The sequence below is a fragment of the Nostoc sp. MG11 genome, from assembly GCF_014904695.1.
Lineage (GTDB): Bacteria > Cyanobacteriota > Cyanobacteriia > Cyanobacteriales > Nostocaceae > Komarekiella.
The window spans coordinates 329,064-353,006 of the sequence record NZ_JACXXN010000003.1 but is presented as its reverse complement, the minus strand read 5'-3'; the positions used below and the strand labels follow the sequence as shown (position 1 = coordinate 353,006).

23 protein-coding genes are annotated in these 23,943 nt (G+C 40.4%); 10 read left to right on the top strand and 13 right to left on the bottom strand.

Going from position 1 to position 23,943, the window contains the following annotated elements; all coding sequences use genetic code 11:
• Positions 1 to 403 precede the first annotated feature (403 nt).
• The 4 genes from HCR01_RS06905 to HCR01_RS06890 all read right to left on the bottom strand — a co-directional run bounded on the left by HCR01_RS06905 (position 404) and on the right by HCR01_RS06890 (position 5,268).
• On the bottom strand, positions 404 to 1,240 hold the full coding sequence (locus HCR01_RS06905) for a helix-turn-helix domain-containing protein (RefSeq protein WP_320073086.1): 837 nt from the start codon (positions 1,238 to 1,240) through the stop codon (positions 404 to 406).
• 1,260 nt (positions 1,241 to 2,500) lie between these two features.
• Positions 2,501 to 2,653, bottom strand: a complete 153-nt coding sequence (locus HCR01_RS40715; protein WP_413773926.1) for a hypothetical protein — start codon at positions 2,651 to 2,653, stop codon at positions 2,501 to 2,503.
• Between the two features lie 601 nt (positions 2,654 to 3,254).
• A complete protein-coding gene (locus HCR01_RS06895; protein WP_193195491.1) occupies positions 3,255 to 4,430 on the bottom strand; it encodes a DNA double-strand break repair nuclease NurA in 1,176 nt (391 codons plus the stop codon).
• A 55-nt stretch (positions 4,431 to 4,485) separates the two neighbouring features.
• On the bottom strand, positions 4,486 to 5,268 hold the full coding sequence (locus HCR01_RS06890) for an HAD family hydrolase (protein ID WP_193195490.1): 783 nt from the start codon (positions 5,266 to 5,268) through the stop codon (positions 4,486 to 4,488).
• A 135-nt stretch (positions 5,269 to 5,403) separates the two neighbouring features.
• Here HCR01_RS06890 and HCR01_RS06885 point away from each other — a divergent pair, with 135 nt between their 5' ends.
• On the top strand, positions 5,404 to 5,904 hold the full coding sequence (locus HCR01_RS06885) for a hypothetical protein (protein WP_193195489.1): 501 nt from the start codon (positions 5,404 to 5,406) through the stop codon (positions 5,902 to 5,904).
• On the opposite strand, the gene HCR01_RS06880 is transcribed toward HCR01_RS06885, so the two are convergent.
• Both HCR01_RS06880 and HCR01_RS06875 read right to left on the bottom strand, forming a co-directional pair.
• On the bottom strand, positions 5,898 to 6,764 hold the full coding sequence (locus HCR01_RS06880; protein WP_193195488.1) for a metal ABC transporter permease: 867 nt from the start codon (positions 6,762 to 6,764) through the stop codon (positions 5,898 to 5,900). The genes HCR01_RS06885 and HCR01_RS06880 overlap by 7 nt on opposite strands.
• Before the next feature lie 53 nt (positions 6,765 to 6,817).
• Positions 6,818 to 7,645, bottom strand: coding sequence for a metal ABC transporter ATP-binding protein (locus HCR01_RS06875; RefSeq protein ID WP_193195487.1), 828 nt, complete (start codon positions 7,643 to 7,645; stop codon positions 6,818 to 6,820).
• 89 nt (positions 7,646 to 7,734) lie between these two features.
• Between HCR01_RS06875 and HCR01_RS06870 the strand changes: the two genes are divergently transcribed.
• The 4 genes from HCR01_RS06870 (at position 7,735) to HCR01_RS06855 (ending at position 12,579) form a co-directional block, all read left to right on the top strand.
• Positions 7,735 to 8,766: a metal ABC transporter substrate-binding protein gene (locus HCR01_RS06870; RefSeq protein WP_193195486.1), complete on the top strand. Its 1,032-nt coding sequence runs from the start codon at positions 7,735 to 7,737 to the stop codon at positions 8,764 to 8,766.
• Positions 8,767 to 9,300: 534 nt separating this feature from the next.
• A complete protein-coding gene (locus HCR01_RS06865) occupies positions 9,301 to 9,633 on the top strand; it encodes a hypothetical protein (RefSeq protein ID WP_193195485.1) in 333 nt (110 codons plus the stop codon).
• A 1,029-nt stretch (positions 9,634 to 10,662) separates the two neighbouring features.
• Positions 10,663 to 12,009 carry a GTP-binding protein gene (locus tag HCR01_RS06860; protein WP_193195605.1) on the top strand — a complete coding sequence of 449 codons (1,347 nt, stop codon included), beginning with the start codon at positions 10,663 to 10,665 and terminating at the stop codon, positions 12,007 to 12,009.
• Between the two features lie 309 nt (positions 12,010 to 12,318).
• Complete coding sequence (locus HCR01_RS06855) at positions 12,319 to 12,579, top strand: Calvin cycle protein CP12 (RefSeq protein ID WP_193195484.1); 261 nt, start codon at positions 12,319 to 12,321, stop codon at positions 12,577 to 12,579.
• Here the strand turns inward: HCR01_RS06855 and HCR01_RS06850 are convergent.
• Positions 12,576 to 13,394 (bottom strand): TlyA family RNA methyltransferase, encoded by an 819-nt coding sequence (locus tag HCR01_RS06850; RefSeq protein ID WP_193195483.1) that lies wholly within the window; start codon positions 13,392 to 13,394, stop codon positions 12,576 to 12,578. The two genes, HCR01_RS06855 and HCR01_RS06850, sit on opposite strands and share 4 nt — an antisense overlap.
• A gap of 217 nt (positions 13,395 to 13,611) precedes the next feature.
• Here HCR01_RS06850 and HCR01_RS06845 point away from each other — a divergent pair, with 217 nt between their 5' ends.
• A complete protein-coding gene (locus HCR01_RS06845; RefSeq protein WP_193195482.1) occupies positions 13,612 to 13,887 on the top strand; it encodes a hypothetical protein in 276 nt (91 codons plus the stop codon).
• Complete coding sequence (locus tag HCR01_RS06840) at positions 13,884 to 14,252, top strand: clan AA aspartic protease (protein WP_193195481.1); 369 nt, start codon at positions 13,884 to 13,886, stop codon at positions 14,250 to 14,252. Before HCR01_RS06845 ends, HCR01_RS06840 begins: the two co-directional genes overlap by 4 nt.
• Before the next feature lie 218 nt (positions 14,253 to 14,470).
• Here HCR01_RS06840 and apcB read toward each other — a convergent pair whose 3' ends face one another.
• Complete coding sequence (gene apcB / locus HCR01_RS06835; protein WP_162395987.1) at positions 14,471 to 14,980, bottom strand: allophycocyanin subunit beta; 510 nt, start codon at positions 14,978 to 14,980, stop codon at positions 14,471 to 14,473.
• 372 nt (positions 14,981 to 15,352) lie between these two features.
• Here apcB and glnA point away from each other — a divergent pair, with 372 nt between their 5' ends.
• Positions 15,353 to 16,777 (top strand): type I glutamate--ammonia ligase, encoded by a 1,425-nt coding sequence (gene glnA, locus HCR01_RS06830; protein WP_193195480.1) that lies wholly within the window; start codon positions 15,353 to 15,355, stop codon positions 16,775 to 16,777.
• A 96-nt stretch (positions 16,778 to 16,873) separates the two neighbouring features.
• On the opposite strand, the gene HCR01_RS06825 is transcribed toward glnA, so the two are convergent.
• A complete protein-coding gene (locus HCR01_RS06825) occupies positions 16,874 to 17,074 on the bottom strand; it encodes a hypothetical protein (RefSeq protein ID WP_162395989.1) in 201 nt (66 codons plus the stop codon).
• A 310-nt stretch (positions 17,075 to 17,384) separates the two neighbouring features.
• Here HCR01_RS06825 and HCR01_RS06820 point away from each other — a divergent pair, with 310 nt between their 5' ends.
• Positions 17,385 to 18,443 (top strand): class I SAM-dependent methyltransferase, encoded by a 1,059-nt coding sequence (locus tag HCR01_RS06820; RefSeq protein ID WP_193195479.1) that lies wholly within the window; start codon positions 17,385 to 17,387, stop codon positions 18,441 to 18,443.
• A gap of 822 nt (positions 18,444 to 19,265) precedes the next feature.
• Here HCR01_RS06820 and patX read toward each other — a convergent pair.
• The 4 genes from patX to HCR01_RS06800 all read right to left on the bottom strand — a co-directional run bounded on the left by patX (position 19,266) and on the right by HCR01_RS06800 (position 23,353).
• Positions 19,266 to 19,487 (bottom strand): heterocyst-inhibiting protein PatX, encoded by a 222-nt coding sequence (patX, locus tag HCR01_RS06815; protein ID WP_193195478.1) that lies wholly within the window; start codon positions 19,485 to 19,487, stop codon positions 19,266 to 19,268.
• A 101-nt stretch (positions 19,488 to 19,588) separates the two neighbouring features.
• Positions 19,589 to 21,403 carry an FAD-dependent oxidoreductase gene (locus tag HCR01_RS06810; protein ID WP_193195477.1) on the bottom strand — a complete coding sequence of 605 codons (1,815 nt, stop codon included), beginning with the start codon at positions 21,401 to 21,403 and terminating at the stop codon, positions 19,589 to 19,591.
• A 141-nt stretch (positions 21,404 to 21,544) separates the two neighbouring features.
• Entirely contained in the window at positions 21,545 to 22,276 is a 732-nt protein-coding gene (locus HCR01_RS06805) for an alpha/beta fold hydrolase (protein ID WP_193195476.1), read from the bottom strand.
• A 414-nt stretch (positions 22,277 to 22,690) separates the two neighbouring features.
• Positions 22,691 to 23,353: a hypothetical protein gene (locus HCR01_RS06800; protein ID WP_193195475.1), complete on the bottom strand. Its 663-nt coding sequence runs from the start codon at positions 23,351 to 23,353 to the stop codon at positions 22,691 to 22,693.
• Between the two features lie 134 nt (positions 23,354 to 23,487).
• Here HCR01_RS06800 and HCR01_RS06795 point away from each other — a divergent pair, with 134 nt between their 5' ends.
• Complete coding sequence (locus HCR01_RS06795) at positions 23,488 to 23,943, top strand: helix-turn-helix domain-containing protein (protein ID WP_193195604.1); 456 nt, start codon at positions 23,488 to 23,490, stop codon at positions 23,941 to 23,943.

Sequence of the window (23,943 nt, the reverse complement as noted above, 5' to 3'; positions counted from 1 at the left end):
ACTCTAAATCAGTAACACCAAATAAATATTGAACCTCAAATTATGATTGCTAGATCAGACTAAATTAGTTTGATTATCAGTGCTGTGTTGGATCAGATTTCATCTTTTAAGGATGATCAACAGCTACTACAAACTTGAGCAAATCTGCTCCATGGGTTTAGGAGTAGTAGAATTTGCTCTCAAACTTTTTGGTACTATAGATTAAAATTTTTGGTACACCGTAGAAAGCCGAACCTGTTAATCAGGTACTTTCTATGGGTTGTGCTTACCTCAATGGATCACTCATTATTTGATATTTTTGCCAAAGTAGAATGATTCCTAACTTTCATAAGAACCGTAAGAAAATTCAGAAGTATTTAACACTACTTGATTTATACAGTATTTGAAAGTTATTTTCCATCACTTATCCTTTGCTAAAAGTAGCAATTCCTTCTTTTTGTCTCTGATCAGGCTGATTGCGATGCTTTCTTCTCCAAGCGTGGGGAGTTGTTTTGTGATGTTGGCGAAACTGGCGGAAGAAATGAGCCACATTTTGATAGCCAATCTTCAAAGAGATTGTTTCTACTGTTTCGTCGGTTGTCAGTAGCAAAGTACGAGCCACTGTCATCCGGTACTCAATAATCCAGTTTTGGACAGTTTGTCCTGTTTGACGTCGCACTAGATTGGTGAGGTAAGTTGAAGAGTAACCAACTTTAAGAGCTACGTCGCTGAGGGTAATTTGGTGGTGATAATTTTCCTCAATAAAGCTAAAGACTTCATCCAACAATGAGTTTGACGGAAATGTAGACTTAAGATTTGTTGGTTCTAGAATGTCAACTAGCAATGGTTTTGTAAATGGTTGAAACTGAGGAATCTCACAGGCGGCGTAATACTGTTTGAGAATGGTTCTTTTTTCCAAACAGGCTGCGATCGCATTCAACAATTCCTCTACAGTACAGGGTTTAGTAAGATAGTCATCCGCTCCCAATTCCATACCTTTACGAATCTCATATCGAGCTTCTTTAGTAGTTACAAAAATCAAGGGGATCATTGCCGTGGAATGGTTTTGGCGCAGCATGGTTAAGACACTGTAACCATCAAGTTTGGGAAGTGAAATTTCACTTATGATTAAATCAGGTAGCTCTCGCTGTGCCTGTTGAAAACCAACAAGACCGTTTTCAGCATCTATCGTACATAAACCTTGTGCTTTCAAACATTTTAGGAAAAAATTTTTGGTTTCTACTTCAGATTCGATTACCAAAATTTTTTTCCCATTCAAAAATCGTCTATTTATCATGGTAAGTAAGAGTTGTGTGGACTCGTCAATGGCCTTACTTTTTACCAAACTTCGTCAATGGTATTAATTGCACTTAAAACCATTTTTGTAAAGCTCTATTGACTCGTTCCTAATTCTCATTATTTGGTATTAGAGGCTACCAAAAATAAATCATCCAATCTTAATTTGTAGTGGCGTGGCAAAGCTAAAATGTTGCAATAAATTTTCTTGTAGTGTGGGCTTCTAGCCCGCACCGAACGGGCGAGACGCCCATCCCACAAGAGGAAAGCTAATGCACTATTTTAGCTGTGCCACGCCACTAGATGGAAAATCTCATTTGAAAGTAGATCTCAAGACTTTTGGTAAAAAGTCAGCAGCAAAATAAACTGCGAGAAGCCTTCCATAGTTAATATTTATCCCTCCTTAGCTTCTATAACAATCAGAATCTCCTTAGAAGCATAGGTTAGGATTTTGATCAAGGAAAATTGCACATTATGTGTTATTAGCTTGAGTAATTCCATTCCTCATGTAACCTGCACCCCTGTCATTGGTGTTGATGATATTGAACGTCACCATAGAAATACTTTCCTTGTTGAATTAAAGGTTTGTACCACAAGGGCAAACTTATTTATCTAACCAAGTCACCAGAGAACACTAGGGAGTATCAAGAGTTACCAAATATCAGTAATTGAATATTGCTTAGGCGTAGGCTACTGATTGTATCTATGCCCAAAATTCATGCTGATATAAGCAATAACTGAAAATACACAAAAGCTTGGTATTCGTTAATTTAGCAAGAACAAACTTTTTCCATTGTGCTGGAATTATATTTTGTTAGCGCTTTTCAGAAAAGCCACTTTTAACAATACAGTTATTTGGATAATAATGCAACACCCTTCCCGTAATCTTACGGGTTATTGAAAAAATTCGGGTTTTTACTCCATATAAAAAGCATCATTTATTCCTCATGATTTTTAAAATATATTTTGAAAATATTAATTTCAGTATATTGACTACGCTGACAAGCCGATATCTGTCTAGCTTTCAGCTTTCTTGATATTATAAAGTCTCGTTATTATTGTCGAACTTTGGAGATATTTTTTTGTTTTTTCATAAGAAAAAATAATATTATTCTTTTGTTCATCTATCCAAAGATACATAAATTATTAATTTTGTAAGCAATTAAGAATACAAAGATACGCAACTAAATAAAGATTTTGTAAAGCAGACACAGTATGATGAAGTTCATCTCAACATATCATCAAAATAAAGGTACTTTGAAAGAATCAAATAGTAGCGGCATTCTTCCAGAAAACCTTGTGCAGTGCATAAAAAGCATACTTCATATACTGCTACTTTTTTCTTGAACTCCTGAGTTATATTTGCCGGAATGGAAATTATTGATCGTTTAAATTAACAGGCAAGTACACATATTACTATTTGAGAAAATTCACCAGTAAACTGATATATTGATATGCCAATAAGACAAATGAATGCTGGAATAGAAATTATTGGTCGTTTAAATTAACAGGCAAGTACACATATAAATTAGCAGGCAAGTACACATAATTACTATTTGAGAAAATTCACCAATAAACCGATATATTGATATACCGATAAGACAAATGAATACTCTTTTCAAAAAATATTAAATCTTGAAATATATTGGCTAGCTGTTTTAGAGAATGTTTGTAAAGTCTCAATTCATCTAGCCCTGGCGACTATAAGTCGCGCCCCAGTTGCTCTACTTGGGGAAACCCTTGGCGCTAGCCTCTCCCGTTGGGAGAAGACCGCACTGGCTTGGCTACACAAACAAAACCCACCTAAGTGGGTTAAATTAAGAGTCTGCTAGGCGGACGTGGTTTGTGTAACCTAATACCTTTAAAATATTCTTTAATTCTGCTGAATTCTTACAAAGGCTCTTACCTTATAAAGGAGAACCATTATCGTCACAGTATGTATTAATTTGGTAAACTTCTGAGTAATGAATTAGCCTAATTTAAGCAATACTCCCCCGCTTTCTGGCTTCTTTGTAGGAAGTTCCGACATTTTTCAAACCAGCTTTAATCATTTGTTGTTCGAGGAGAGCAAAGAAACGCGCTTTATCTCCACCTTTGACTACGGCTTGATTATGCGCTTCAGCGATCGCTACAGGGTAGCCATATCCTTTTTGCACTTGTGCCAGCATCAGTCCCAGTGCTTGGTCAAGCATGGTTGTATTTTCCGCTACCCATGCAGGAACTTCTATCCGGGCAATTTCTGCGCCAACGTGGACATAGCAAAAATAGATCGTTTGATCACCGTAAAGTTCGAGAATGGGAGTGTTACTACGCCACAGAGTACCGCGTTGTCCTGGTTTGAGCCGAGTTGCCCAAAGGGATGTATCTCGCAACTGTTCAAAAACTTTACAGGGTACTTTTTCTAACTGATTTGGGCAATAACTTTTACAGTCTGGGACTGAATGGATACAAGCCGACAAACGCAAAAAATTCATACCTTCGATGTTGCGAGAGGCGCTAAGATAACCCATCAGAGGAATTTGAGCATCACGCATCTGCTGCCAGGCTTCGAGGATTGGGGGTAAGATGCGATCGCGTGCATCAGGGGGTAACTGTTCCAAAAACCAGTAAATTAAAGAACCGTCTACCATCGCCAGCGCTGGCGCTTCTCCCTTGGCCTCACACGCAAGTTCTGCCAACACCGTTATTTCCGAGGCGGTGCGGCGAAAACTCATCCATTCCTCGGTTCTAATACCCCATTGCCGAGACATATATAAATCTTCCGAGCGGTAAAATACCTCTGGTAAACTATCGAGTAACGGATGGCGGTTTTGTCCGTAATGCAACACTATTCTGCCGATATTTAGGAGATAGCAGTAAGCAATTTCGTGGTGATTGGGGGAAATTTGCGAACCATCGGTAGCGATGACAGTATGTACCTTGGGAGGAACTGGGATATCAATGCAAGTTTCTAGCGGTTCAATGGGTGTAGCATTAGCAAAGAGAATGCGATCGCGCCATTTCTCCTGGCGATCAATTAAATCTTCTTGACATTCGTAAGCATTTTTTAGATGTTGTTGCGCCAATTCTAAACGCTGGCGACTGGCAGCAGCTTCTAAAGTAAGATGCTGACTTAAACCCTGCATTTGCCGCGCTAGTTTCGTAAGATCAAGCATAGGTTTTCAGATTTTATTTGCTCTGCTAAAGCTGTTGATAATTTAACGCTCTTTTTCAACACCAAGCAGAAAAATCTTTAGCGAACTGAGACAGCGATAATAGCTGAATTCGCGGCTCATTTTGGGCTGCTTCCCTTTCTGCTTGGGTATTATAGCCCCAATCTGCAAGGAAGAGTTTCACATTCTCCAGGTCTGTTTGTTGTTGAACTAACTGCAATGTCTTAAGTCTGTCTTCTACAAACCATACATTAACAGCCTTTTCGTCTGCTGCTTGGATTAATTCTTGTAAAATTTCGTATTTAGGACGCTTGACTTCTTTACCAAAGATTGCAGTAGGTGGTAAGTTTACCCCTTCTTGTTGCAACAACTGCTGTACAAAACGCCCTTCTTTGGTAGTAACTATGTATAGCTTTGTACTGGCAATAGTCAACTTAAGTTTTTCTATCACACCCGGATAAAATCTATGCAGACTCAGCCAACCGTCTAAATCTGTGATAATCCATTCATCCCGTAGATTATCTAGTTTTGCACCAATGTCTTTTGCTTGTAGCTTGTCATCTAACAAAATCTGTGGGGTGATAGTTACCCATTCCTGAAGGATTTTTTCATCAGGAATACCATCCACTAACGCTTTAATTAAAACAGGCATTTCCCAACCAGTTTCAATCACAGGTCGTAGACGATAGAATCTCAAAGCTAAATCATCTGGTGGTGTATCATTAGCAGGCAACCAAATTTGACAGTAGGTACGCCACGCCACTTCAAAATATTCAATTAGTCCGTCGCAAATTACTCCATCAAAGTCTAGGGCTAAAATTTTAGGGCTACTTGCTATCATTGTTTTGAGGATTAAACTGCTCTTGTCAGCTTACCCGATCCTAGAATTATTTTTCTGTATAAAAATATCTTAATATATCAATTTTAGTAATTAGGTATTATTAGCTATTATTTGAAAATTATCATTTAGGATAATATGCGATCGCAATATGAACCACAGATTTTTTCTGCTGTAATTAAATATTTCGATATGGAAGGAGAGTTTCTATATGAAATATCTAATAACGTTATAACTGAAACTTCTCTAAATCAGATTTCTTGGGAAAATCTTCAGATTCCAGAAATCATAGTCTCTGGAATGAGAATTAATGGTTTCCCTAATCTCAAAAAAGAGACTTACGAGAATTGGATCTTGAGCAACAATCAACCTTACTTATTAACTCCCTATATAAAAAATCAGCAAGTTACTCTGATTTCTCAAGAAGAGTTTGTCAAAGTTTTAAATGATCCTGATTATCGGTGGTCTATTATTTATGGATTGACTCGACCAGGCTTTTCTGAGGATTTTTCACAGGCATTAATTCAGATAACTGCCCATTGTCCAGCAGGTTCACCCCAGTATGGGAGTTTACTTTATTTGGAAAGGACTGGTGAAAAATGGGAAATCAAGTCATCTTATGGTCTGTACAATCAATAGATATTTGAGCTATCTATTCGCCCTTTTAAACTTGGGATCAAAATACCGTGTCTAGGACTAAATAATAATGCCAATAAAAATAGTCCTGATACTACTAAAACGATCGCAGGGCCAGAGGGCAAATTATAGAAGTAGCTGAGATACATACCGCTGATACTAGAAAACACGCCAATTCCCGCACCTAAAATCATTACTTGGTGGAGACGTTTAACTAATAAATAAGCGGTTGCGCCTGGTGTAATCAAAAGTGATAGCACTAGGATGACACCGACGGCTTTCATACTGGCGACAATTGTTAAAGCAATCAGCACCATCAAGCCAAAGTTTAGCCGATTGACTGGCAAACCTGCGGCTTGAGCGCCTAAAGGATCAAAGGTGTAAAATAAAAGTTCTTTATATAATAAAATAACGACTATTAAAACGATCGCAGCGATGATTGCAGTGTCCCGCACTTCGTCAACGGTAACGCCGAGAATGTTACCGAAAAGGAAGTGATTGAGGTCAATTTTATTATCTTTTTGAACTACAGTAATTAAGGTGATGCCTAGGGCAAAAAATGCTGAAAAAACTATGCCCATTGCTGCATCTTCTTTAATAGGCGATCGCGTCCTAATCCAAGCGATCGCCATTGTACTCAAAACCCCGGCAATAAATGCTCCAATAAATATATTCGCTCCCACCATAAAGGCGATCGCTAATCCTGGCAAAACTGAGTGACTGATAGCATCACCAAGTAAAGCTAGCCGCTGCACCATTAAGTAACTGCCCACAACAGCACACAGTAAGCCAACTAAAATAGCAATCACTAGCGATCGCTGCATAAAGCCATACTGCAACGGCTCAATTAATGCTTGGAACATAATTTGTCATTTATCATTTGTCATTTGTGAATAGCTAATGACGAATTTACAGTTTACGCAGCATCAGAAAAGTACATTACTTTACCACCATAAGCTTGATACAGATTTGATTCTGTAAGTACTTGTTGGCGTGAACCTGTGGCGATTAGTTCACGATTTAGTAATATTAAATCATCAAAGTGGGTAATTGATTCGCCTAAATCATGATTGACTACTAGCACGATTTTGTCAGCGGCGGCGAGTTCATGAAAGACTTCAAAAACCACTGATTGGGTTTTCTGATCGATACCTACTAAAGGCTCATCAAAACAGAAAATTTCTGCTTGCTGTGTTAATGCACGGGCTAAAAATACCCGTTGCTGTTGTCCTCCAGAAAGTTGTCCAATGGGGCGATCGCGGTATTCACTCATCCCAACCCTTTCAAGGGCGTCTTTTGCTACCTGGCGGCTAACTGTCGAAAAGCTACGCAACCACCCTGTTTTCTTCACCCGTCCCATCATCACTACATCCCAGACGGTGGCGGGGTAAGTCCAGTCAATTTGGCTGCGCTGTGGTACATAAGCTACTTTCTCTAATTGCTGCATCAAGGGTTTACCCTGATACAGTGCCGTCCCACTGCTAGCGGGAACCAAGCCCAATATTGCTTTCATCAATGTACTTTTGCCAGCACCATTGGGGCCAAAAATCCCCGTCAGTCTTCCTGGTTTAACAACACAGTTAACGTCCCTTAAAGCTTCTTGTGTGCGGTAGTGTACCCCCAGATGAGCGATATTAATTGCTGCTTTTGAACTCATATCGATAGGTTTGACAACTTTTGCAGGCAATTTCCCTATATTTGCCTGAGATAAGCTAAATTTCGGAGAAATAGAGACGTTTTTCATAAGTCTGCTTAAATATTCATTTCTTGAGCTTACTATAAAAATGAGAGAAATATGAAAAAATCTATAAATAGAGGTAATGTTCCAAATAAATGAAACTAATACTTAAGATAGACAGATCTAATCCTCACGGCAAAACACCAGTTAGCAGGATCAAGGGAAAGGCTTTTTTTCCCCTAATTTTTAGACTTTGCTTGGGAATGCTCTTGCCTTTAGCTTTATTCAGTTGTACCCAAAACAACTCTAATCCCGACACTGCCAAGGGAGATAGAAAGCCACGAGTAGTTGCAACAAGCACCATTATTGCTGATTTGACACAAGAGGTTGCAGGAGACGAAATTCAACTATCTGGAATTCTCAAACCGGGAACTGATCCGCATGTTTATGAACCAGTGCCAGCAGATAGTAGGGTTTTAGAAGAAGCTGACTTGATTTTGTATAACGGTTATAACCTAGAACCGGGACTGATTAAGTTAATGAAAGCCTCTGGTGGTAAAGCGCGTCAGTTAGCTGTGGGGGAAGTTGTCAAACCTTTGGAGTTAGATAAAGGCAAAGGCGAAGTTGTGCCAGATCCGCACGTTTGGGGTAGTGCAGAAAATGCGATCGCAATGGTGAATGCGACGCGGGATGCTTTGATTAAGTTATCACCTGAAGATCAAGAGCAATTTACGCAGAATGCATTGCAACTTACTAACGAATTAAAGCAGTTGCATAGTTGGATTAATCAACAGATTCAAACTATTCCCGCTCCTAAACGCAAACTTGTAACAACTCATGATGCATTTCAATATTATGGACGTGCTTATGGGATAGCGATCGCAGGGACTTTAATTGGCATTAGTACCGAAGAACAACCCAGTGCTCAAACAGTCCAACGCTTGGTAGAGTCAATTAAAAAGATTGGCATTCCCGCAATTTTTGCCGAAACCACAATCAACCCAGCTTTAATTAAAACCGTTGCTCAAGAAGCAAACGTGAAATTAGCGCCACATCAACTTTTCTCTGACTCAATTGGGGCTAAGGGTAGTGATGGTGATTCTTACATCAAAATGATGGAAGCAAATACCCGCACTATCGTAGAAGCATTAGGGGGTAAATATACACCCTTTCAGCCAAAGAAGTAAATCAAGCAGCAATGTTGGCGAGATGAAAGCCTAAATTCTTTTTTTATTGACTGTCCATTAGACCTCTTGCAAAAATCAAAAAATTAAGAATATCATTCTGTTCACCTTGGTTCCCGCAGGTACGGAACGTGTAGTGTACCCCTACTAGACAAGCAAGCTACACCTTAGTTCCGCAGGAAAAAATCTCACAAGATGTTTCGCTCCGCTCAACGTGGCATTTTAAGCATTTATGCAAGAGGTCTATTATACTTCTTGCAAAAATACAGTTATAGTGAATTTGGAACTACAGATAGCCTATAGTTTAATTCTGATCAAATTGATTTTTGTCAAGATATTTGTTCGTTAATTTTGATTTATTGACTATTATTTATCTCTAAAGTAGGAGACTATTTATAAATATGTTATTTAATATCTAACCTAAGATATGTAACTTATAGATATATTCTCAAACTCTCTCCAGAGAAAGAACTATTAATACCTTTTATTTTTTAAAATGCCATTTAGTAGAGAGCAGATTTATTAATTGAAAAAGCCATGACTGATAATAATCAAGAAAATCAAATTAATCAACCAGTCAGTGAAGATACTCATTCCCGGCCAGAACCTAACGTGAAGGAAAGAAATTTAACTGCGAATCCGGGAGATGTGATCGCAGATGAGCCTCAATCAATAGAAGAAAAGGCTAAGCAGGTAGCTGTTGATTCACCAGACATTACAGGCGATCATATTACAGTGCCAACTTACTTTGTTGTAGATGAACCCGATGGTGAAAAAAAGGCGCTTCACCATGTTAAAGATGCCGAAGAAATTTCTGATGTAATTAGGGAAGCACGAGTTGACGAGAATGGAAACCGGGTTTGGTGGTAATAACTAGCAGTTTGCCAAGGGAACTTGGCGGGGTAAAGGGAAAAGATGTTTTATCTTTTACCCTTTAACCTTACCAATTATCCTTTTAACGTGGGTAGTGGGTACATCCAAGTTAAATACGCAGTTTACTTAGAAGCCGACCATGATTCGTGGACTCAGACATGTAACAATCCAGAACTATACAAATAGTTTTTGCAGTATCAGCGAGAGCAGACTAGAGATTGAATTTACCAGAAATTACGTAAGAGCGATCGCGAGTACCTTCAACATATTTTCATTAAAAACGTTTTTTAGCCTGTAGAAAGTAAAAGTTTCAAAAAGTCGTTACTTGCACCTTTGACACCAGAAGTATACAGCCCCAATAATGTTTATACGTGGAAATTCGGGCTAATAGAAACTGGCATTCATCGGGCAGATCATCTACTATGTTTTTTTTTAATTTCAAACCTAGCTCAAAGAATAGTCGGAATAAACTAAACAAAGATTTTTTGAATCACAGTAACACTGTGCTACTTATTGGATATTTAATAACTTTACCAATTTGTACATTAATCACCTTGTCTTCAATATTTTCTTTATTGACTGCCAGCTTATTCACTTCTATAAAATCCTCGCATTACTCTACATCAATTCCTTGGATAGATAATGCATCCGAATGTCAATATAGTGGTAGAAATTGGCGCGATCGCAAGTGTTGGGATGATCAACATAATCCCATGTTTTAAATCGATATTAGTTTGAAAAGTATTGAGTTAATAGAATTCGCTACTACGCGAACTAATAAAAAATTAAAGAGTTTTAACCCACGTTCGCGCCCGGAAATAAATTTCTGCGCTCATAGCCAAACTCAACGCTAGTGGACTAAAATCCTTCGCCAGTCGTCTTTAGATGACTTTTGCTATTAGCCAAGGAATTAATTCCTCGGCGGTTGTTGTAAGGAGTGGAAGATCTGAGTTTAATCAAGTTTAGAATTAGTTCAAAATGGATATGTAGCTTGTTGTTTATCCAACTTTGAATCAACCTAACTTCGTGCGTAATCTGCAAGAAACCCATTTAAACCGTGCCCGCGCCAGTCTCAGACAAGCGCTATCTTGGTATGGATATCTTCGCAAGTCAGGACAACTTTCATCAAGCCCCGAATTAGCAGGTTTGGTGAAACCTGAATTGGAAGCTTTGAACTCCACACTCAACAAGCTTGACTCTAACGTGATTAGAATTGCCGCCTTTGGTTTGGTGAGTCGTGGGAAGTCAGCAGTATTGAATGCCTTACTGGGAGACAAGATTCTGCAAACTGGCCCTCTAAATGGTGTCACCCAATGGCCTCGTTCCGTGCGATGGCAGCCAGGTGGTAAGGTACTGGTGGAGTTAATTGATACTCCCGGATTAGATGAAATCGAGGGCGAGTCACGGGCGCAAATGGCGCGGGAAGTTGTACGTCAGGCAGATTTGATTTTATTTGTCGTTTCTGGTGACATTACCCGCACTGAGTATCAAGCACTGCTAGAATTGCGCCAGTCACAAAAACCCTTGATTTTGGTGTTTAACAAAATTGATTTATACCCAGATATAGACCGGGCAGCAATTTACAAAAACTTGCAACAATTAGGTGCAGGACATAGCCAAGCCAAGCCACTATTACCTGATGAAATTGTGATGGTGGCGGCTGAACCAGCACCAATGGAAGTACGGGTTGAATGGCCAGATGGTCGTGTTAGTTATGAATGGGAAACACCACCAACCCAAGTAGACGAACTTAAAGAAACAATTTTGAATATTCTGAATCGGGAAGGGCGATCGCTTCTAGCTTTAAACGCACTTATCCAAGCACGGGATGCAGAAGAGGCGATCGCTCAAAAAACTATCGACTTACGCGAACAAGAAGCGGAAGAAATTATCTGGCAATTTACTAAATACAAAGCTTTAGCAGTGGCGCTAAATCCCATTGCTTTCTTAGATATTCTCGGTGGAACATTTGCTGATTTGGCTTTAATTCGCTCTTTAGCCAGATTGTATGGTTTACCAATGACTAGCTATGAAGCAAGTAAAATTTTAAAAACGATTTTACTTAGTTCTGGTGGTTTGCTACTAGGAGAATTAGGCAGTAGTTTCTTATTAGGTTTGGGCAAGAGTACAGCTGCAATTGCTAGTGGTGATAATCCCACCAATATTACTGCTTATGCTGGTAGTGCGATCGCTCAAGCTGGTATCGCTGGTTATGGTGCATACTCCGTTGGCAAAGCCGCCCAAGTATATCTCGAAAAAGGCTGCACTTGGGGACAATTGGGCGCTAGCAGCGTCATTCAAGAAATTCTTTCTCAAGTTGATCAAAATACAATTCTGTATCGTCTGCGACAGGAATTAGGAATCAAGTATTGAGAATAACTAAAAATTGTTTTGTTAATTGTTATCGTTTATCAGAGTTTATCAACTTCTATCAAGCTCCTATGACAATTGATTTACATTCTCAGTTTTAGATGCAGAATTGAAAAAATGACCAACGTTGTTTTCACATCTTTTTGAATCAACGATGACAAGAGGGTAATTCCCACTCAAATTTGATAAAAAATGACGGTGTTTACCACAGCATTTTTTGTTAAGCCTATCTAAACTAGAAATATGAGCTTAGTACAGTCATTAGAAGCTCTACTAGTTAACATCTATCTCAGTAAACAAGGTGAAAGGATCATGACAACAAGCCTAAACGGAAACCAAGCTGCTGAAACTGCAACTATTGAGCAAGCTATTCTCGAAGCTATTACTGAAGCTCGTGCAACCTGTGAACAAGGTGGTAGTGATTCTGCTAATTGTGCTGTAGCCTGGGACATTGTAGAAGAATTGCAAGCAGAGAAATCTCATCAACAGCAAGTAAAACACAAAAAAACATCTTTGGAAAACTACTGCGATCGCCATCCCGAAGCAGTAGAATGCCTAATCTACGACGTTTAATTCTTCCGTAAATCAACTGTTGCTGATTGGGTTATTTGCTTAATTGCCGCTAAATCAGGCGGTGGTGTCTCACTATTTATTCCCAACCATAAGAGATATTCTATATTCCCAGCAGGGCCAGTAATCGGCGACCAAGTTAAGCCTTTGTATTTCCATCCTAATTCTTGAGCCGCCTGTAAAACCTGAAAAATGGCATCAGCTTGGTCGTTAGGATCACGCACAACGCCTTTTTTACCTACACGGGATTTCCCGACTTCAAACTGTGGCTTGACTAACAACACAGCTTCCCGGTTAGCTTGAGTTAGCTGCCACAAAGCAGGCAAAATCTTGGTTAAGGAAATAAAAGATACATCCACCACCGCAAAATCAGGAATCGGGTCATCTTCCATATACAACTCATCTGGTTTTAGTTGTCGCAAGTTGGTGCGTTCGCGCAAAATTACCCGCGAATCATTTCGCAACCGCCAGTCAACTTGTCCATAACCGACATCAATACCATAAACTTGTTTTGCTCCAGCTTGTAGTAGACAATCGGTAAAGCCACCCGTAGAAATACCACCATCTAAACAAATGCGTCCTGCTACGGGAATAGCAAACACCGTCAAAGCTTTGAGGAGTTTTTCACCGCCTCTAGAAACAAAAGGCGATCGCTCTTTAACTTTTATTTGAGCCGAAACATCAACTTCTGTACCAGACTTATCAATTACCTGGTTATTAACAGTAACTTCCCCCGCCTGAATTAACCTCTGTGCCAAGGCGCGAGAAGAACATAAATTAAGTTCTACTAATAGTGTGTCGAGTCGTTGTTTAGCCAATTAACACCAAATTAGGAAAGCATGTATTAAAGACAGACTGTATTAAGTCTTTTTAAAATATGTCTTAATTACGAATTAGTATAACTTGACTTGAAAATTGCTGAAATTTATAGGCGATCGCAAGATTAGCGAATCTAATTCAACTATCCAGTTTACAATAAACACTAAAAGAGTTTTTCTTTCTTAATCAGTGGTCTAAGGCTACGGAGGAGTTATTATGCCATTACGGCAACCTCGTTACAGTAAAGAGGAATTTGCTCGTCGCGGTGATGAAATCTACGACTCTCAAGTGCGCCCACAAGTCGAAGCAGGTAATTATGGCAAGATTGTTGCAATCGACATCGAGACAGGTGACTGGGAAATAGACACTGATGAAATCAATGCCTCAAGGCGTCTTGAGACTCGCTACCCAGATGCACAAATCTGGTTTGTGCGTGTTGGTTCTCGCTATGTCCGTCGGTTCGGATCTAGTCGTATCCACAAAGCAAAATGATTGTTGGAAGTGTGAATGCTGACTACGAGCCAATTATTCTTCTGGGTATTTACGGTGCTAATGCTAAAGTACATGAGCAAACCGCTATTGTTGATACAGGTTTTAACGGTTGGTTATCCCTACCGCCCGATTTCATTGCTGCATTAAAACTACCCTGGAAAAGACGAGGACGAGCAATTCTAGGAGATGGTAGCGAATGTGTGTTTGATGTCTATGAAGCTATTGTTGTCTGGGATGAGCAATTACTAACCATTCCGATTGATGAAGCTGAATCAGATCCACTTGTCGGCATGTCACTGATGGAAGATTACAGATTAACAGTAGAGGTAATCGAAGGCGGTCTTGTAAAAATTGAGAAATTGTGACTAGTCTAATGAGTAAATAAGCGATTCGGAGCGATCGCCACTCAATGTATTATTACTCAGCACGGGCTACGCTAACTAACAGCACTTTAAAAAGCAAAATTATTTTATAGCGGCTTTATGTTGCCCTTTGGTGGCGAAAACTTGGATAAAAAAGCGATCGCTCTTTCCCAACACAGACAAAAGTGCGATCGCCATATTTTATGCTTATTCTTGAGTAACTAAATATCCTGCTCGCTCAACTCACGAGTTATGTGGTCAAACGGCTCATCTACAAAAGCAGCATTCGCCACACCTGCTGTTGCTACTTGTTCCTTAACTAGATCCTTCATAATCTGGATACCACGAACCGTCGGCCCAATAGGTACTCCTAAAGAATTGTAAGTTTCCCGTAATCCTTGTAGCACTCGCTCATCCAACACATTTGTGTTACCAGCAACCAGCGCATAGGTAGCATAGCGGAGGTAATAGTCCATATCTCGCAGACAAGCCGCATAACGACGAGTCGTGTACGCATTTCCACCAGGGCGAATCAATTCTGGCAACTCTTCAAACAACTTCAAGCCAGCCTGCTTGACAAGTCCCGCTGCATTAGAATTGATCGCCGCCGCCGCTTGTACTCGTGCTGTACCACTATCAAAATAAGATTTAAGGGTGTCGATCGCATTCCGGTCAAAATACCGTCCGGTTACGTCATAATTCTTAATTAAGCTTGTTACTGCATCACGCATTCTTTTTTCTCCCAATCATTGCTATCTATGGTTTGATATTTATTTGGCTGCTTTTATGCACCAACAAAAATTTGTGCTATTTAAATATAGATTCGGCACAAAAACAATCCATCCGCTACTTAAGGATTCTATGCCAAAGTTGACCCCTATTGAGATGAACTTTACAGTTTTGTGCAGACAGTTAGGAAAGGTTAATCTAACCTGTAAACCAGATAATCTGTAACAAAAGCTACAAAATCCTGCAATCTCCTATATCTAGGATATTTCAGGAGGATATTCCAGGTGTGTCACAACTTGGTTCAGCTCAACAGAGTTAGGATGCTTTGAAGATTCTAGTTTTACTTTAAGTAATTGGCTACAGAAGGAGTAACAATGACAACCTCACAAGAAGTATTAAAGTTGATCCAAGACCAGAAAATTGAACTCATTGATCTAAAATTCATTGATACAGTAGGGACTTGGCAGCACCTCACAGTGTACTATGACCAAATCGATGAGAGTTCATTTAATGATGGTGTACCTTTCGACGGTTCCAGTATTCGGGGTTGGAAAGCGATCAACGAATCGGACATGACGATGGTACTAGATCCGAATACCGCCTGGATCGATCCATTCATGAATGTGCCAACACTAAGTATAACTTGTAGCATCAAGGAACCCCGTACGGGGGAATGGTATAATCGTTGCCCACGCGTTATTGCCCAAAAAGCAGTAGATTATTTAGTCTCAACTGGTATTGGTGACACAGCTTTCTTTGGCCCTGAAGCTGAGTTCTTTATCTTTGATAGTGCACGGTTTGCACAAACCGCCAACGAAGGCTACTACTTCTTAGACTCTGTAGAAGGTGCTTGGAACTCTGGTAAACTCGGTACAGAAGAAAGCCCCAACCTAGCTTACAAACCACGCTTCAAAGAAGGTTACTTCCCAGTAGCACCAACGGATTCTTTCCAAGATATCCGTACAGAAATGCTGTTAACAATGGCAAAATGCGGCGTACCCATTGAAAAGCATCACCATGAAGTTGCGACTGGTGGCCAGTGCGAACTGGGTTTCCGCTTTGGTAAGTTGATTGAAGCTGCCGACTGGTTGATGATTTACAAATATGTAATCAAAAACGTTGCTAAGAAATATGGCAAAACCGTAACCTTTATGCCAAAACCGATTTTTGGTGATAACGGTTCTGGTATGCACTGTCACCAGTCAATCTGGAAAGATGGCAAACCTCTGTTTGCAGGTGATAAGTATGCTGATTTGAGTGACATGGCGTTGTACTACATTGGCGGCATTCTCAAACACGCACCAGCGCTGCTGGCAATTACCAACCCCAGCACCAACTCTTACAAGCGCCTAGTCCCTGGTTATGAAGCTCCAGTGAACTTGGCTTACTCCAAAGGAAACCGTTCTGCTTCTGTTCGGATTCCTCTGTCTGGCACTAACCCCAAAGCCAAACGGTTAGAGTTCCGCTGTCCAGATGCTACTTCTAACCCCTACTTAGCATTTGCTGCCATGCTTTGTGCTGGTCTCGATGGCATTAAGAACAAAATCCACCCCGGTGAACCCTTAGACAAAAATATCTATGAACTCTCACCAGATGAACTGGCGAAAGTTCCTTCAACTCCAGGTTCTTTAGAACTGGCATTAGAAGCATTGGAAAATGATCACGCTTTCTTGACAGAATCCGGCGTGTTTACGGAAGACTTCATTGAAAATTGGATTGACTACAAGCTGGCCAACGAAGTTAAGCAGTTGCAACTGCGTCCTCATCCTTATGAGTTTAACCTCTATTACGATGCTTAATTAACAGCCATATCTAAATCTAAGAACATAAGTTTAGCCACCCTCTAGGGTGGCTTTTTTTGCAGAGTTATCAGGTTAGACTCTCACTCAAAACACCTAGCTCATGGTGGCGTTGCTGCGCCCATAAATCAAGCGAGTGGTGGGATCTATCTTTCCTTGAGTGGGGTTCCAGTAGTGGCCTAGTTCTTCGTGTAGACCAAGTTCTTGTGCAGCACGCATCAACATTGATTGTTGACGATTCTTGACTTGCTGATGTTGACGCACCATTAATGCACGAGATTTTTCTGCGATAGACATAACCATAGTCCTCCCGATTACTGTAATGAATGTATTATTATTTTTGTCCTCTTGTTAATTAGTATAGCAAAAATTCTGTATCATACGCTACGGAATCTATTTTTGTAACAAAATTTTATATTTATCGGAAAAAGTGGGGATTTTTTCTCGCGTTTAGGGGAAAAATCTCTTTCAACCTAGCTATGCTGACTCACATCTTGCTTTAGTTGGGTCTTGCTTTGGGGTATGTACCTTTCCAACAGTAGATAATTTATTCGTTACAATTGTTTACATAGAATAAATATAAGTACTCAAAACTCAAGCTATTTCTATGTCTGACACTTTTACTAAACTGACTTATCAAACTCTTCAACAGGGCAAAAATTACTTCAGTTTAGCTCACAAAACGTTCAGTTCACAGTTAAGAAACCTAGCCTATCCCACACTTGGGCAGAATATCAAACCTATCCCAAACGAGATTTTACTCAAACTTCAACAAAGATTGAATCAGCTGCTAGAAGCAGACTGGCAAGATGCTCAAAAAGGTGTATATCCAGAGAGTTTGCTATTTGATAACCCTTGGGAAGACTTTTTCCGCTACTATCTGCTAGTGTGGCTAGATTTACCGCAAATTTGGGAACGAGTTAAACAAAATAAATATCAAGACTTTGCGCCAGAAATTGAGACGCATGGTTATCCTAGCTACTACGTGCAGAACTTCCATCATCAAAGCAATGGCTACTTGAGTGACCTATCAGCTAATTTATATGACTTGCAAGTAGAACTCCTCTTTGGTGGCACAGCTGATGCGATGCGGCGGCGCATTCTTGCCCCTCTCAAGCAAGGGTTGAAAGCCTTTGAATCTGTTCCACCACGGCAAGTCCGTATTTTAGATGTTGCTTGTGGAACTGGTCGTACTCTGAAGTTAATGCGGGCAATGCTACCTCAAGCGTCTTTATTTGGTACAGATTTGTCACCAGCTTATTTGCGTAAAGCAAATGAATTACTGTCTCAAATCCCAGAAGAATTACCGCAACTTGTACAAGCAAATGCCGAAGAGTTGCCCTACCTAGATGACTATTTTCACGCTGTAACTTCTGTTTTCCTCTTCCATGAGTTACCAGCGGCGGTGCGCCAAACAGTGATTGAGCAATCCTTTCGGGTGACAAAACCAGGAGGAGTCTTTATTATCTGTGACTCAATTCAGTTGGGTGATTCACCTGAAATGGTGGCTTTGATGGACTCTTTCCCCGAAACTTTCCATGAACCTTACTACAAGCATTACGCTACTGATGACTTGGTAGCACGCTTAGAGAAAGCAGGCTTTGAGAATGTTGAGATACAAGTCCACTTTGCGAGCAAGTATTTCATTGCTCATAAACCAGTTTGAAATGGCGCAAAACTGCGGCGGGTTGGCAAGCTAGACAGTTTCTAGTACTTTCAGTCAATCTAGCTGACTTTGCTGTTAAAAAACCCAAATTTACCCAAAAAGACCAAATGCAAAATTTCGCATCTGGTCTTAGGGGATAAAATGACTAAGATGATCTAGTAGATCCTTCTTAATAGTTATTTCGTCAAGAGCTAGCTGTGAAGAAAATTAACTAGGATGCAAAAGTAGGTCAAGCAAGAAGAGTAGTATTTGCTGGTAAGTGCAACAAAGCTATACTAATTTTGCGGATTCATGCTCTAGACAAGCTCAAATGAGGCGACAGGAGTTTCATGCTTCGGTTAAAGATGCTGAATAGTTGCCACGAAAATTTATTTCCTGATACAAATAAGCAGCTACTTGACGCATGAGAAAATCTGTTTGGAAGTAAGATGAGGTTGCTTTAAGCTTGTTTTCTAACGAGCGAAATATGCAAATTAGATGTACTTTAGATTAACTGATACCCTAAGTCACATCTATTTCTAAGTTGGTTGAAGAGTGAAACGCAGAGCTTACCCGAAATACGAGCAATATTTGTCTGACTTTTGAGAAGTTGGTGATGCGTTTGATGAAGACAGTCAATTTTGTGGGCGTTTTGATTGCAAGGGTTCGTGCTAATTATAGATACAGAGTTTACAGTTGAAAGACTTGGCGATCGCTCTTTGTTTTTTCTGTGTCAACTGTTGTATTTCTGCTACAGAGGTAGTGTCAACGATGTTAAGCATCACATACTCTGTTTTCTTGTATTTTGATTCCCTTGCGATAAGAGGCATGACCCGAAATTACTTAAACAATAGGATAGATATTTGCGAAATTTTCTGTTAGCTCTCTGCGTCCACTACCCCGATGAGACGGAATTTTTGGGTTATTTTTATTCGCCGAGAGCAACTGTTGTGAATCAGGCGTAGAAAGCAATTGATCGGATAATTGATTGACCATTGCTTGGCAGTTAGAAGCTAAGGGGCCGAACGCCAGACTCGATACTAAAAGTGAAATGGCAGCACGCATAGCAGATGTCTATTTTGGAACTCTCCAATTCACTGATACTTAGCTTTTTGATGAATATCCGGACAATTTGCAAAAAAGTATTGTTCTTTACTGAAAATAAACTACTTTTGTACTCTATCTAGATGTTCGACTAATAACCAATTACCGACGTGATTTTGACGACCCCATACTGTGATTAATTGATCGTGGGGACAAATTTGCAATTGCTCATTAATATGCGATCGCAAAGTCACAAGCTGCCAAGTTTGCCCTTGATTTTCAGCTGGTGTGGTGATAGTAAATCTGTAGTTTTGCTGATCTAAGTGGTGTAAAATACCTTGGAAGCAGTGACTTTCTCGTATTAAAATCTTGTCAAAAGCAGAGTCATAAGATTTATCCCACGATGGGCAATTACCACTTGCTGGATAGGCTTGTGGGTTATCTAAGTAATACAGTTGCCAGTGCAGCCAATCCGAATGATTGGGTGGAAGATTAAACAAAGGAAAAATTGCCGCTTTTGCACGATGATCCTGTAATAAAGCGGCTTGTAGCACCCTAACAGCTAAATCTCTTGGTTGACAGTTTAACTCAACGCACATCGCCGCTGCCATACCCGCTGCTTGACCAATACCCATAACCACAGGTTGTAATCTAGTGGCCCCATTGGCAATATGGGAAACAGAAATATTCTTTTCACAGACCAAGAAACCATCTGTTGCGGCTGGAATTAAGCAACTGTAAGGAATTGTGAAGGGAGTTCCAGTCCAACGTCCTCCCCAGCGGAGAGATTTAGGTTGTAGTGGGAACTGAACGCCAGGATAGTGATGGTCATTGGCATAGTTTCCAAAAGCGATCGCTTCTCTACCAGAGGCTTCTCCAACGCCAACGTCTTTGGCGATCGCATCATGAAATATAGATGCAACACTACCTCCTGCTACTGGCAAGATATCCTGTTCTCGAACAGTAGTTAGTCCAACTAAGCGGCGGCTTTCTCGGTAGTAGGGATGCAGCGCAAAAGCGCTAGAAGGAGAAGGAAACAGTTGCTCTGCTAAACCATAGCGACGTCCAAGCTGATTTTGGATAAAACGAGCAAAATTTTGGCTGTGCCAGCGAGATTCTTGGAGGAATTCTCTTCTGCTTTGTTCTGAATCTATCAGACGCTCTACTCCTTCACCGTAGTCATTGCCACAGATTGGCCAGTTAATCATGAATCGCCCACCAGGCAAACGTCCATAATTCAAAAATGTCTTTGCTCCGTAGCCATCCCAAGCACCTGTAAACAGCGATGGATTTTCGTTAGGAGCCGCCGGAATTTCTGGGGCGATGGCTTCACCAAAGTCTTGCATAACCACTACCCAAGTGGGTGCTTGGACTGGATATCTTTTGGTGAAAGAGCTAAAAGTCACTGGTGCGCTGGGTTCTCCCCACTCAGATTGCAACTCCCAACCCCAGCGGTAAGGTATCTCAGCTAAAGCTAATAAATCTCCTAATTCTGTGGCATCAAGAATAATCTTGGCTGTGACAGTAAAATCAGCAAAGCGGACGCCAGTGATCAAATCACCTTGTTGGTAAACTTCTATTGGCACTTGCCCAGAAAACCATTGCAGATTAGGCAACTCCTGCACCCAATCTGCAAAAATCTCTGCCCCAATCCGGGGATCGTAACTAAAAAAGCTGACCCAGCTGTTATCTAATCCGCCTGGCTGTCGATGTCGCAATTCTTGCAAAAACGCACCCCATAAACCCGTTTGAAAGGCTTCTAATTCATTGCCATCGGGTGCAGACACCCCAGCCGACGTTAGCATCCCTCCCAACCAAGGAAATTCGCTCACGAGAATAGTTTTGGCTCCCCGTCGCGCCGCTTGGATAGCCGCAGCAGTACCTCCGGTTCCTCCGCCGACAACTAAAACATCAGTTGTGTATGTCTGATTAACCATTGCTTAACCTCACAGGAGTTCCGACATATTGTCCTAAAAAAAGCGATCGCATTCCAGTTTTTACTTCAAACTGAGTGCGATCGCTATTCGGATTCCTTAAATTAAAAGGGTTTTTTAAGATATATCCTTATTTATTTCTGCCTAACGTTGCAAACAGGAATACACCGAATCTGACACACGTATAAACTTCCAAAAGTCGAGTAGCTGTTCTGCTACCAGCTGATACTGGAAAAAGTGAAAGAAATGCCATCCTTCCAAACAAGACCATAAGCGATCGCCATCCTTTAGATGCGATCGCCATCCTTGCAGTGCATCAGGTTTAACAACAATATCGTTTAAGCTACCACAAACCATCAAAGGTACTGGAACTCTGTTTGCAGTCATACTTACCCTCTCAAAAAGAGAATGGGGAGAGAGCGAACAATCTAAGTCTTGCTCTAGAAGAGATGTCAAACTCTTGAGAGTGCATTTATCTTGATAGCCAAACAAGTTGTAAACCATATCAGTCAGAAGCTTCTGGCGACTTAAAAACTGACGGTGAGTATAGTAATGAGCTTGCCAATCAACCGCTGCATCCACACCCACAGCTAATAGCGTCAAAGACTTGACTGTTTCTGGATAGCGACGACTATAAAGTAGCCCTAGTAATCCTCCTGTACTATGACCAATCAGGTGAACAGGTCGATTGCAGGATTTGAGGTAATCATGAAGTAGAACAACAGCAGCATCTAGTGAACTTACCTCATCTTGGCTTTGGTGATATTTCCACTCTTGCATTGTCACTTGAGATGATAGGTAACAAAGCAGCGGTTGAGCAAAGTATTGCAAACTAGGGCTTGTATTTAACCAAAGAACATCCGGCAGTTTCGACATCCTGATTTTCCTGTAAATAGAATAAACTTTCAATACACTAATTAAGATTTTTGTAACTAATAACTATGAGTTGCCATATCTGATTCCATCTGATTTTTCCAGCCAGGCTTACCAACGTGTCAGACCTCCTGCAAAAACTTATTGATAAAAATATTCAATATATTTGAGAAAGCTTACAACATCAACGAAATTATTGCAAATAATTATTATTAGTTTTTGAATACCGTTTCTTTGTGAAGTTAGACAAAATTTTCCCCACCTATCGGCGTCCTTTGGTAAAGAGAGCTACTACTGCCATAGTTGCGAAGGCTAATATTAAGAAGATTTCGTAGAAAAAGACCAGTTATACGACTGCCATTGTTTCTGCTGCTCCAGTAAAACCCTAGTTTTTGCTGGGGCGATTTATGATCAGTTCTACCTTGGACTTCCTCGTCGCTCAAGGTAGATTCGCTCTACATCAGAACGAGCAGCGATCGCTTGGATTAACGAAGGAGTGACTTCCGCCACCACCATTGGTGTATAAAGAGATTGATAAATGACTCGCTGGTTACTTTCCTGAAGTTGGTTTACAAGAGGTTGCTGAACCACCGCATAGTGAGATCTAAGAGTATTTAAGTAATTTTGATACTCGGCGCGGTTTGATTGCCCGTAGGGCCTAACTGTTTTCGCTCTCAGAGAAAAAACGACCCTGATTGGGCTATTGCTTCCTTGACCGATGCGATTAGCTAATTCAGCCTCTAATTTGCCGATGAAGCCTTTATTGTTGATTGCCTGAATAGCTCGCTCTAACGCTTCCTGACTAACTAGATTACCAACACTATCAAGGGATACACCATACATATTGCCTTGAATATCTCTTAGCTTAAACCGCGTGATTCCAGTATCAGCTAGATTTGCTGTGTTAGCTATGCTGAGATGGTCAGTCGAGATTCCTGTAGTTTTAGAAACCTCTAACTTAGCTTTTTCAGCCAAATTGTTTAATGTCTGGTTTTTTGAGAGCGGAAGACTAAAGGCTGCTGTAGTCACAAACCAGATAACAGCAGATAAGCTAATGGTTAAACCTAAGAATTTCTGCATCTTGATAATAAGCTATTTTATTTTTCGGATATTTCGTTTATGTCGTGAGTAAGATAAACTGTAAATAGGATTGACAGTGTGTAAATTGCATTGATGATGACAAGCCCCACGACAAAGTAGGAGACAAATTTATGATGTTAAGACATAACGTGTCTTTAGATTCTGTAATATCTCCAAACCTAGAAGCCCAACCTATCAAGGAACTTGAGCGCATACTTAGCGTTAAAGGTTCCCAGGCGAAACTGGTAGGAGCTAACGGAGAACAAATTACCATTCCTGATTCGGTGTACCAGGTGTTGCATCAAGTTGTTCACGCAATGGCATCAGGTAAAGTGGTGTCTGTGGTTATTCAAGATCGAGAATTAACGACTCAAAAAGCAGCAGATTTTCTTAAAGTTTCACGTCCCCATCTGATTAAATTATTAGAACAGAAGGAAATCCCCCACATTATGGTGGGAACACATCGGCGTGTTCGTTTTGAGGATTTAGTGAAATATAAAAAACAGCGCGATAGTAAGCGTCAGGAAGGACTTAAGCAATTTACTCAGTTTTTGGAAGATGAGGGATTCTATGATGAGGAGAGTAGCTAA

Excerpts from the sequence above, each read along its gene's own strand:
- HCR01_RS06880 (WP_193195488.1), bottom strand. The coding sequence starts at position 6,764 with ATGTTCCAAGCATTAATTGAGCCGTTGCAGTATGGCTTTATGCAGCGA.
- HCR01_RS06795 (WP_193195604.1), top strand. The coding sequence starts at position 23,488 with ATGTTAAGACATAACGTGTCTTTAGATTCTGTAATATCTCCAAACCTA.
- HCR01_RS06805 (WP_193195476.1), bottom strand. The coding sequence starts at position 22,276 with ATGTCGAAACTGCCGGATGTTCTTTGGTTAAATACAAGCCCTAGTTTG.
- HCR01_RS06865 (WP_193195485.1), top strand. The coding sequence starts at position 9,301 with ATGACTGATAATAATCAAGAAAATCAAATTAATCAACCAGTCAGTGAA.
- HCR01_RS06800 (WP_193195475.1), bottom strand. The coding sequence starts at position 23,353 with ATGCAGAAATTCTTAGGTTTAACCATTAGCTTATCTGCTGTTATCTGG.
- HCR01_RS06890 (WP_193195490.1), bottom strand. The coding sequence starts at position 5,268 with ATGATAGCAAGTAGCCCTAAAATTTTAGCCCTAGACTTTGATGGAGTA.
- HCR01_RS06810 (WP_193195477.1), bottom strand. The coding sequence starts at position 21,403 with ATGGTTAATCAGACATACACAACTGATGTTTTAGTTGTCGGCGGAGGA.
- HCR01_RS06820 (WP_193195479.1), top strand. The coding sequence starts at position 17,385 with ATGTCTGACACTTTTACTAAACTGACTTATCAAACTCTTCAACAGGGC.
- HCR01_RS06885 (WP_193195489.1), top strand. The coding sequence starts at position 5,404 with ATGCGATCGCAATATGAACCACAGATTTTTTCTGCTGTAATTAAATAT.
- apcB (WP_162395987.1), bottom strand. The coding sequence starts at position 14,980 with ATGCGTGATGCAGTAACAAGCTTAATTAAGAATTATGACGTAACCGGA.
- HCR01_RS06895 (WP_193195491.1), bottom strand. The coding sequence starts at position 4,430 with ATGCTTGATCTTACGAAACTAGCGCGGCAAATGCAGGGTTTAAGTCAG.
- HCR01_RS06825 (WP_162395989.1), bottom strand. The coding sequence starts at position 17,074 with ATGTCTATCGCAGAAAAATCTCGTGCATTAATGGTGCGTCAACATCAG.
- glnA (WP_193195480.1), top strand. The coding sequence starts at position 15,353 with ATGACAACCTCACAAGAAGTATTAAAGTTGATCCAAGACCAGAAAATT.
- HCR01_RS06840 (WP_193195481.1), top strand. The coding sequence starts at position 13,884 with ATGATTGTTGGAAGTGTGAATGCTGACTACGAGCCAATTATTCTTCTG.
- HCR01_RS06870 (WP_193195486.1), top strand. The coding sequence starts at position 7,735 with ATGAAACTAATACTTAAGATAGACAGATCTAATCCTCACGGCAAAACA.
- HCR01_RS06875 (WP_193195487.1), bottom strand. The coding sequence starts at position 7,645 with ATGAAAAACGTCTCTATTTCTCCGAAATTTAGCTTATCTCAGGCAAAT.
- HCR01_RS06855 (WP_193195484.1), top strand. The coding sequence starts at position 12,319 with ATGACAACAAGCCTAAACGGAAACCAAGCTGCTGAAACTGCAACTATT.
- patX (WP_193195478.1), bottom strand. The coding sequence starts at position 19,487 with ATGCGTGCTGCCATTTCACTTTTAGTATCGAGTCTGGCGTTCGGCCCC.
- HCR01_RS06845 (WP_193195482.1), top strand. The coding sequence starts at position 13,612 with ATGCCATTACGGCAACCTCGTTACAGTAAAGAGGAATTTGCTCGTCGC.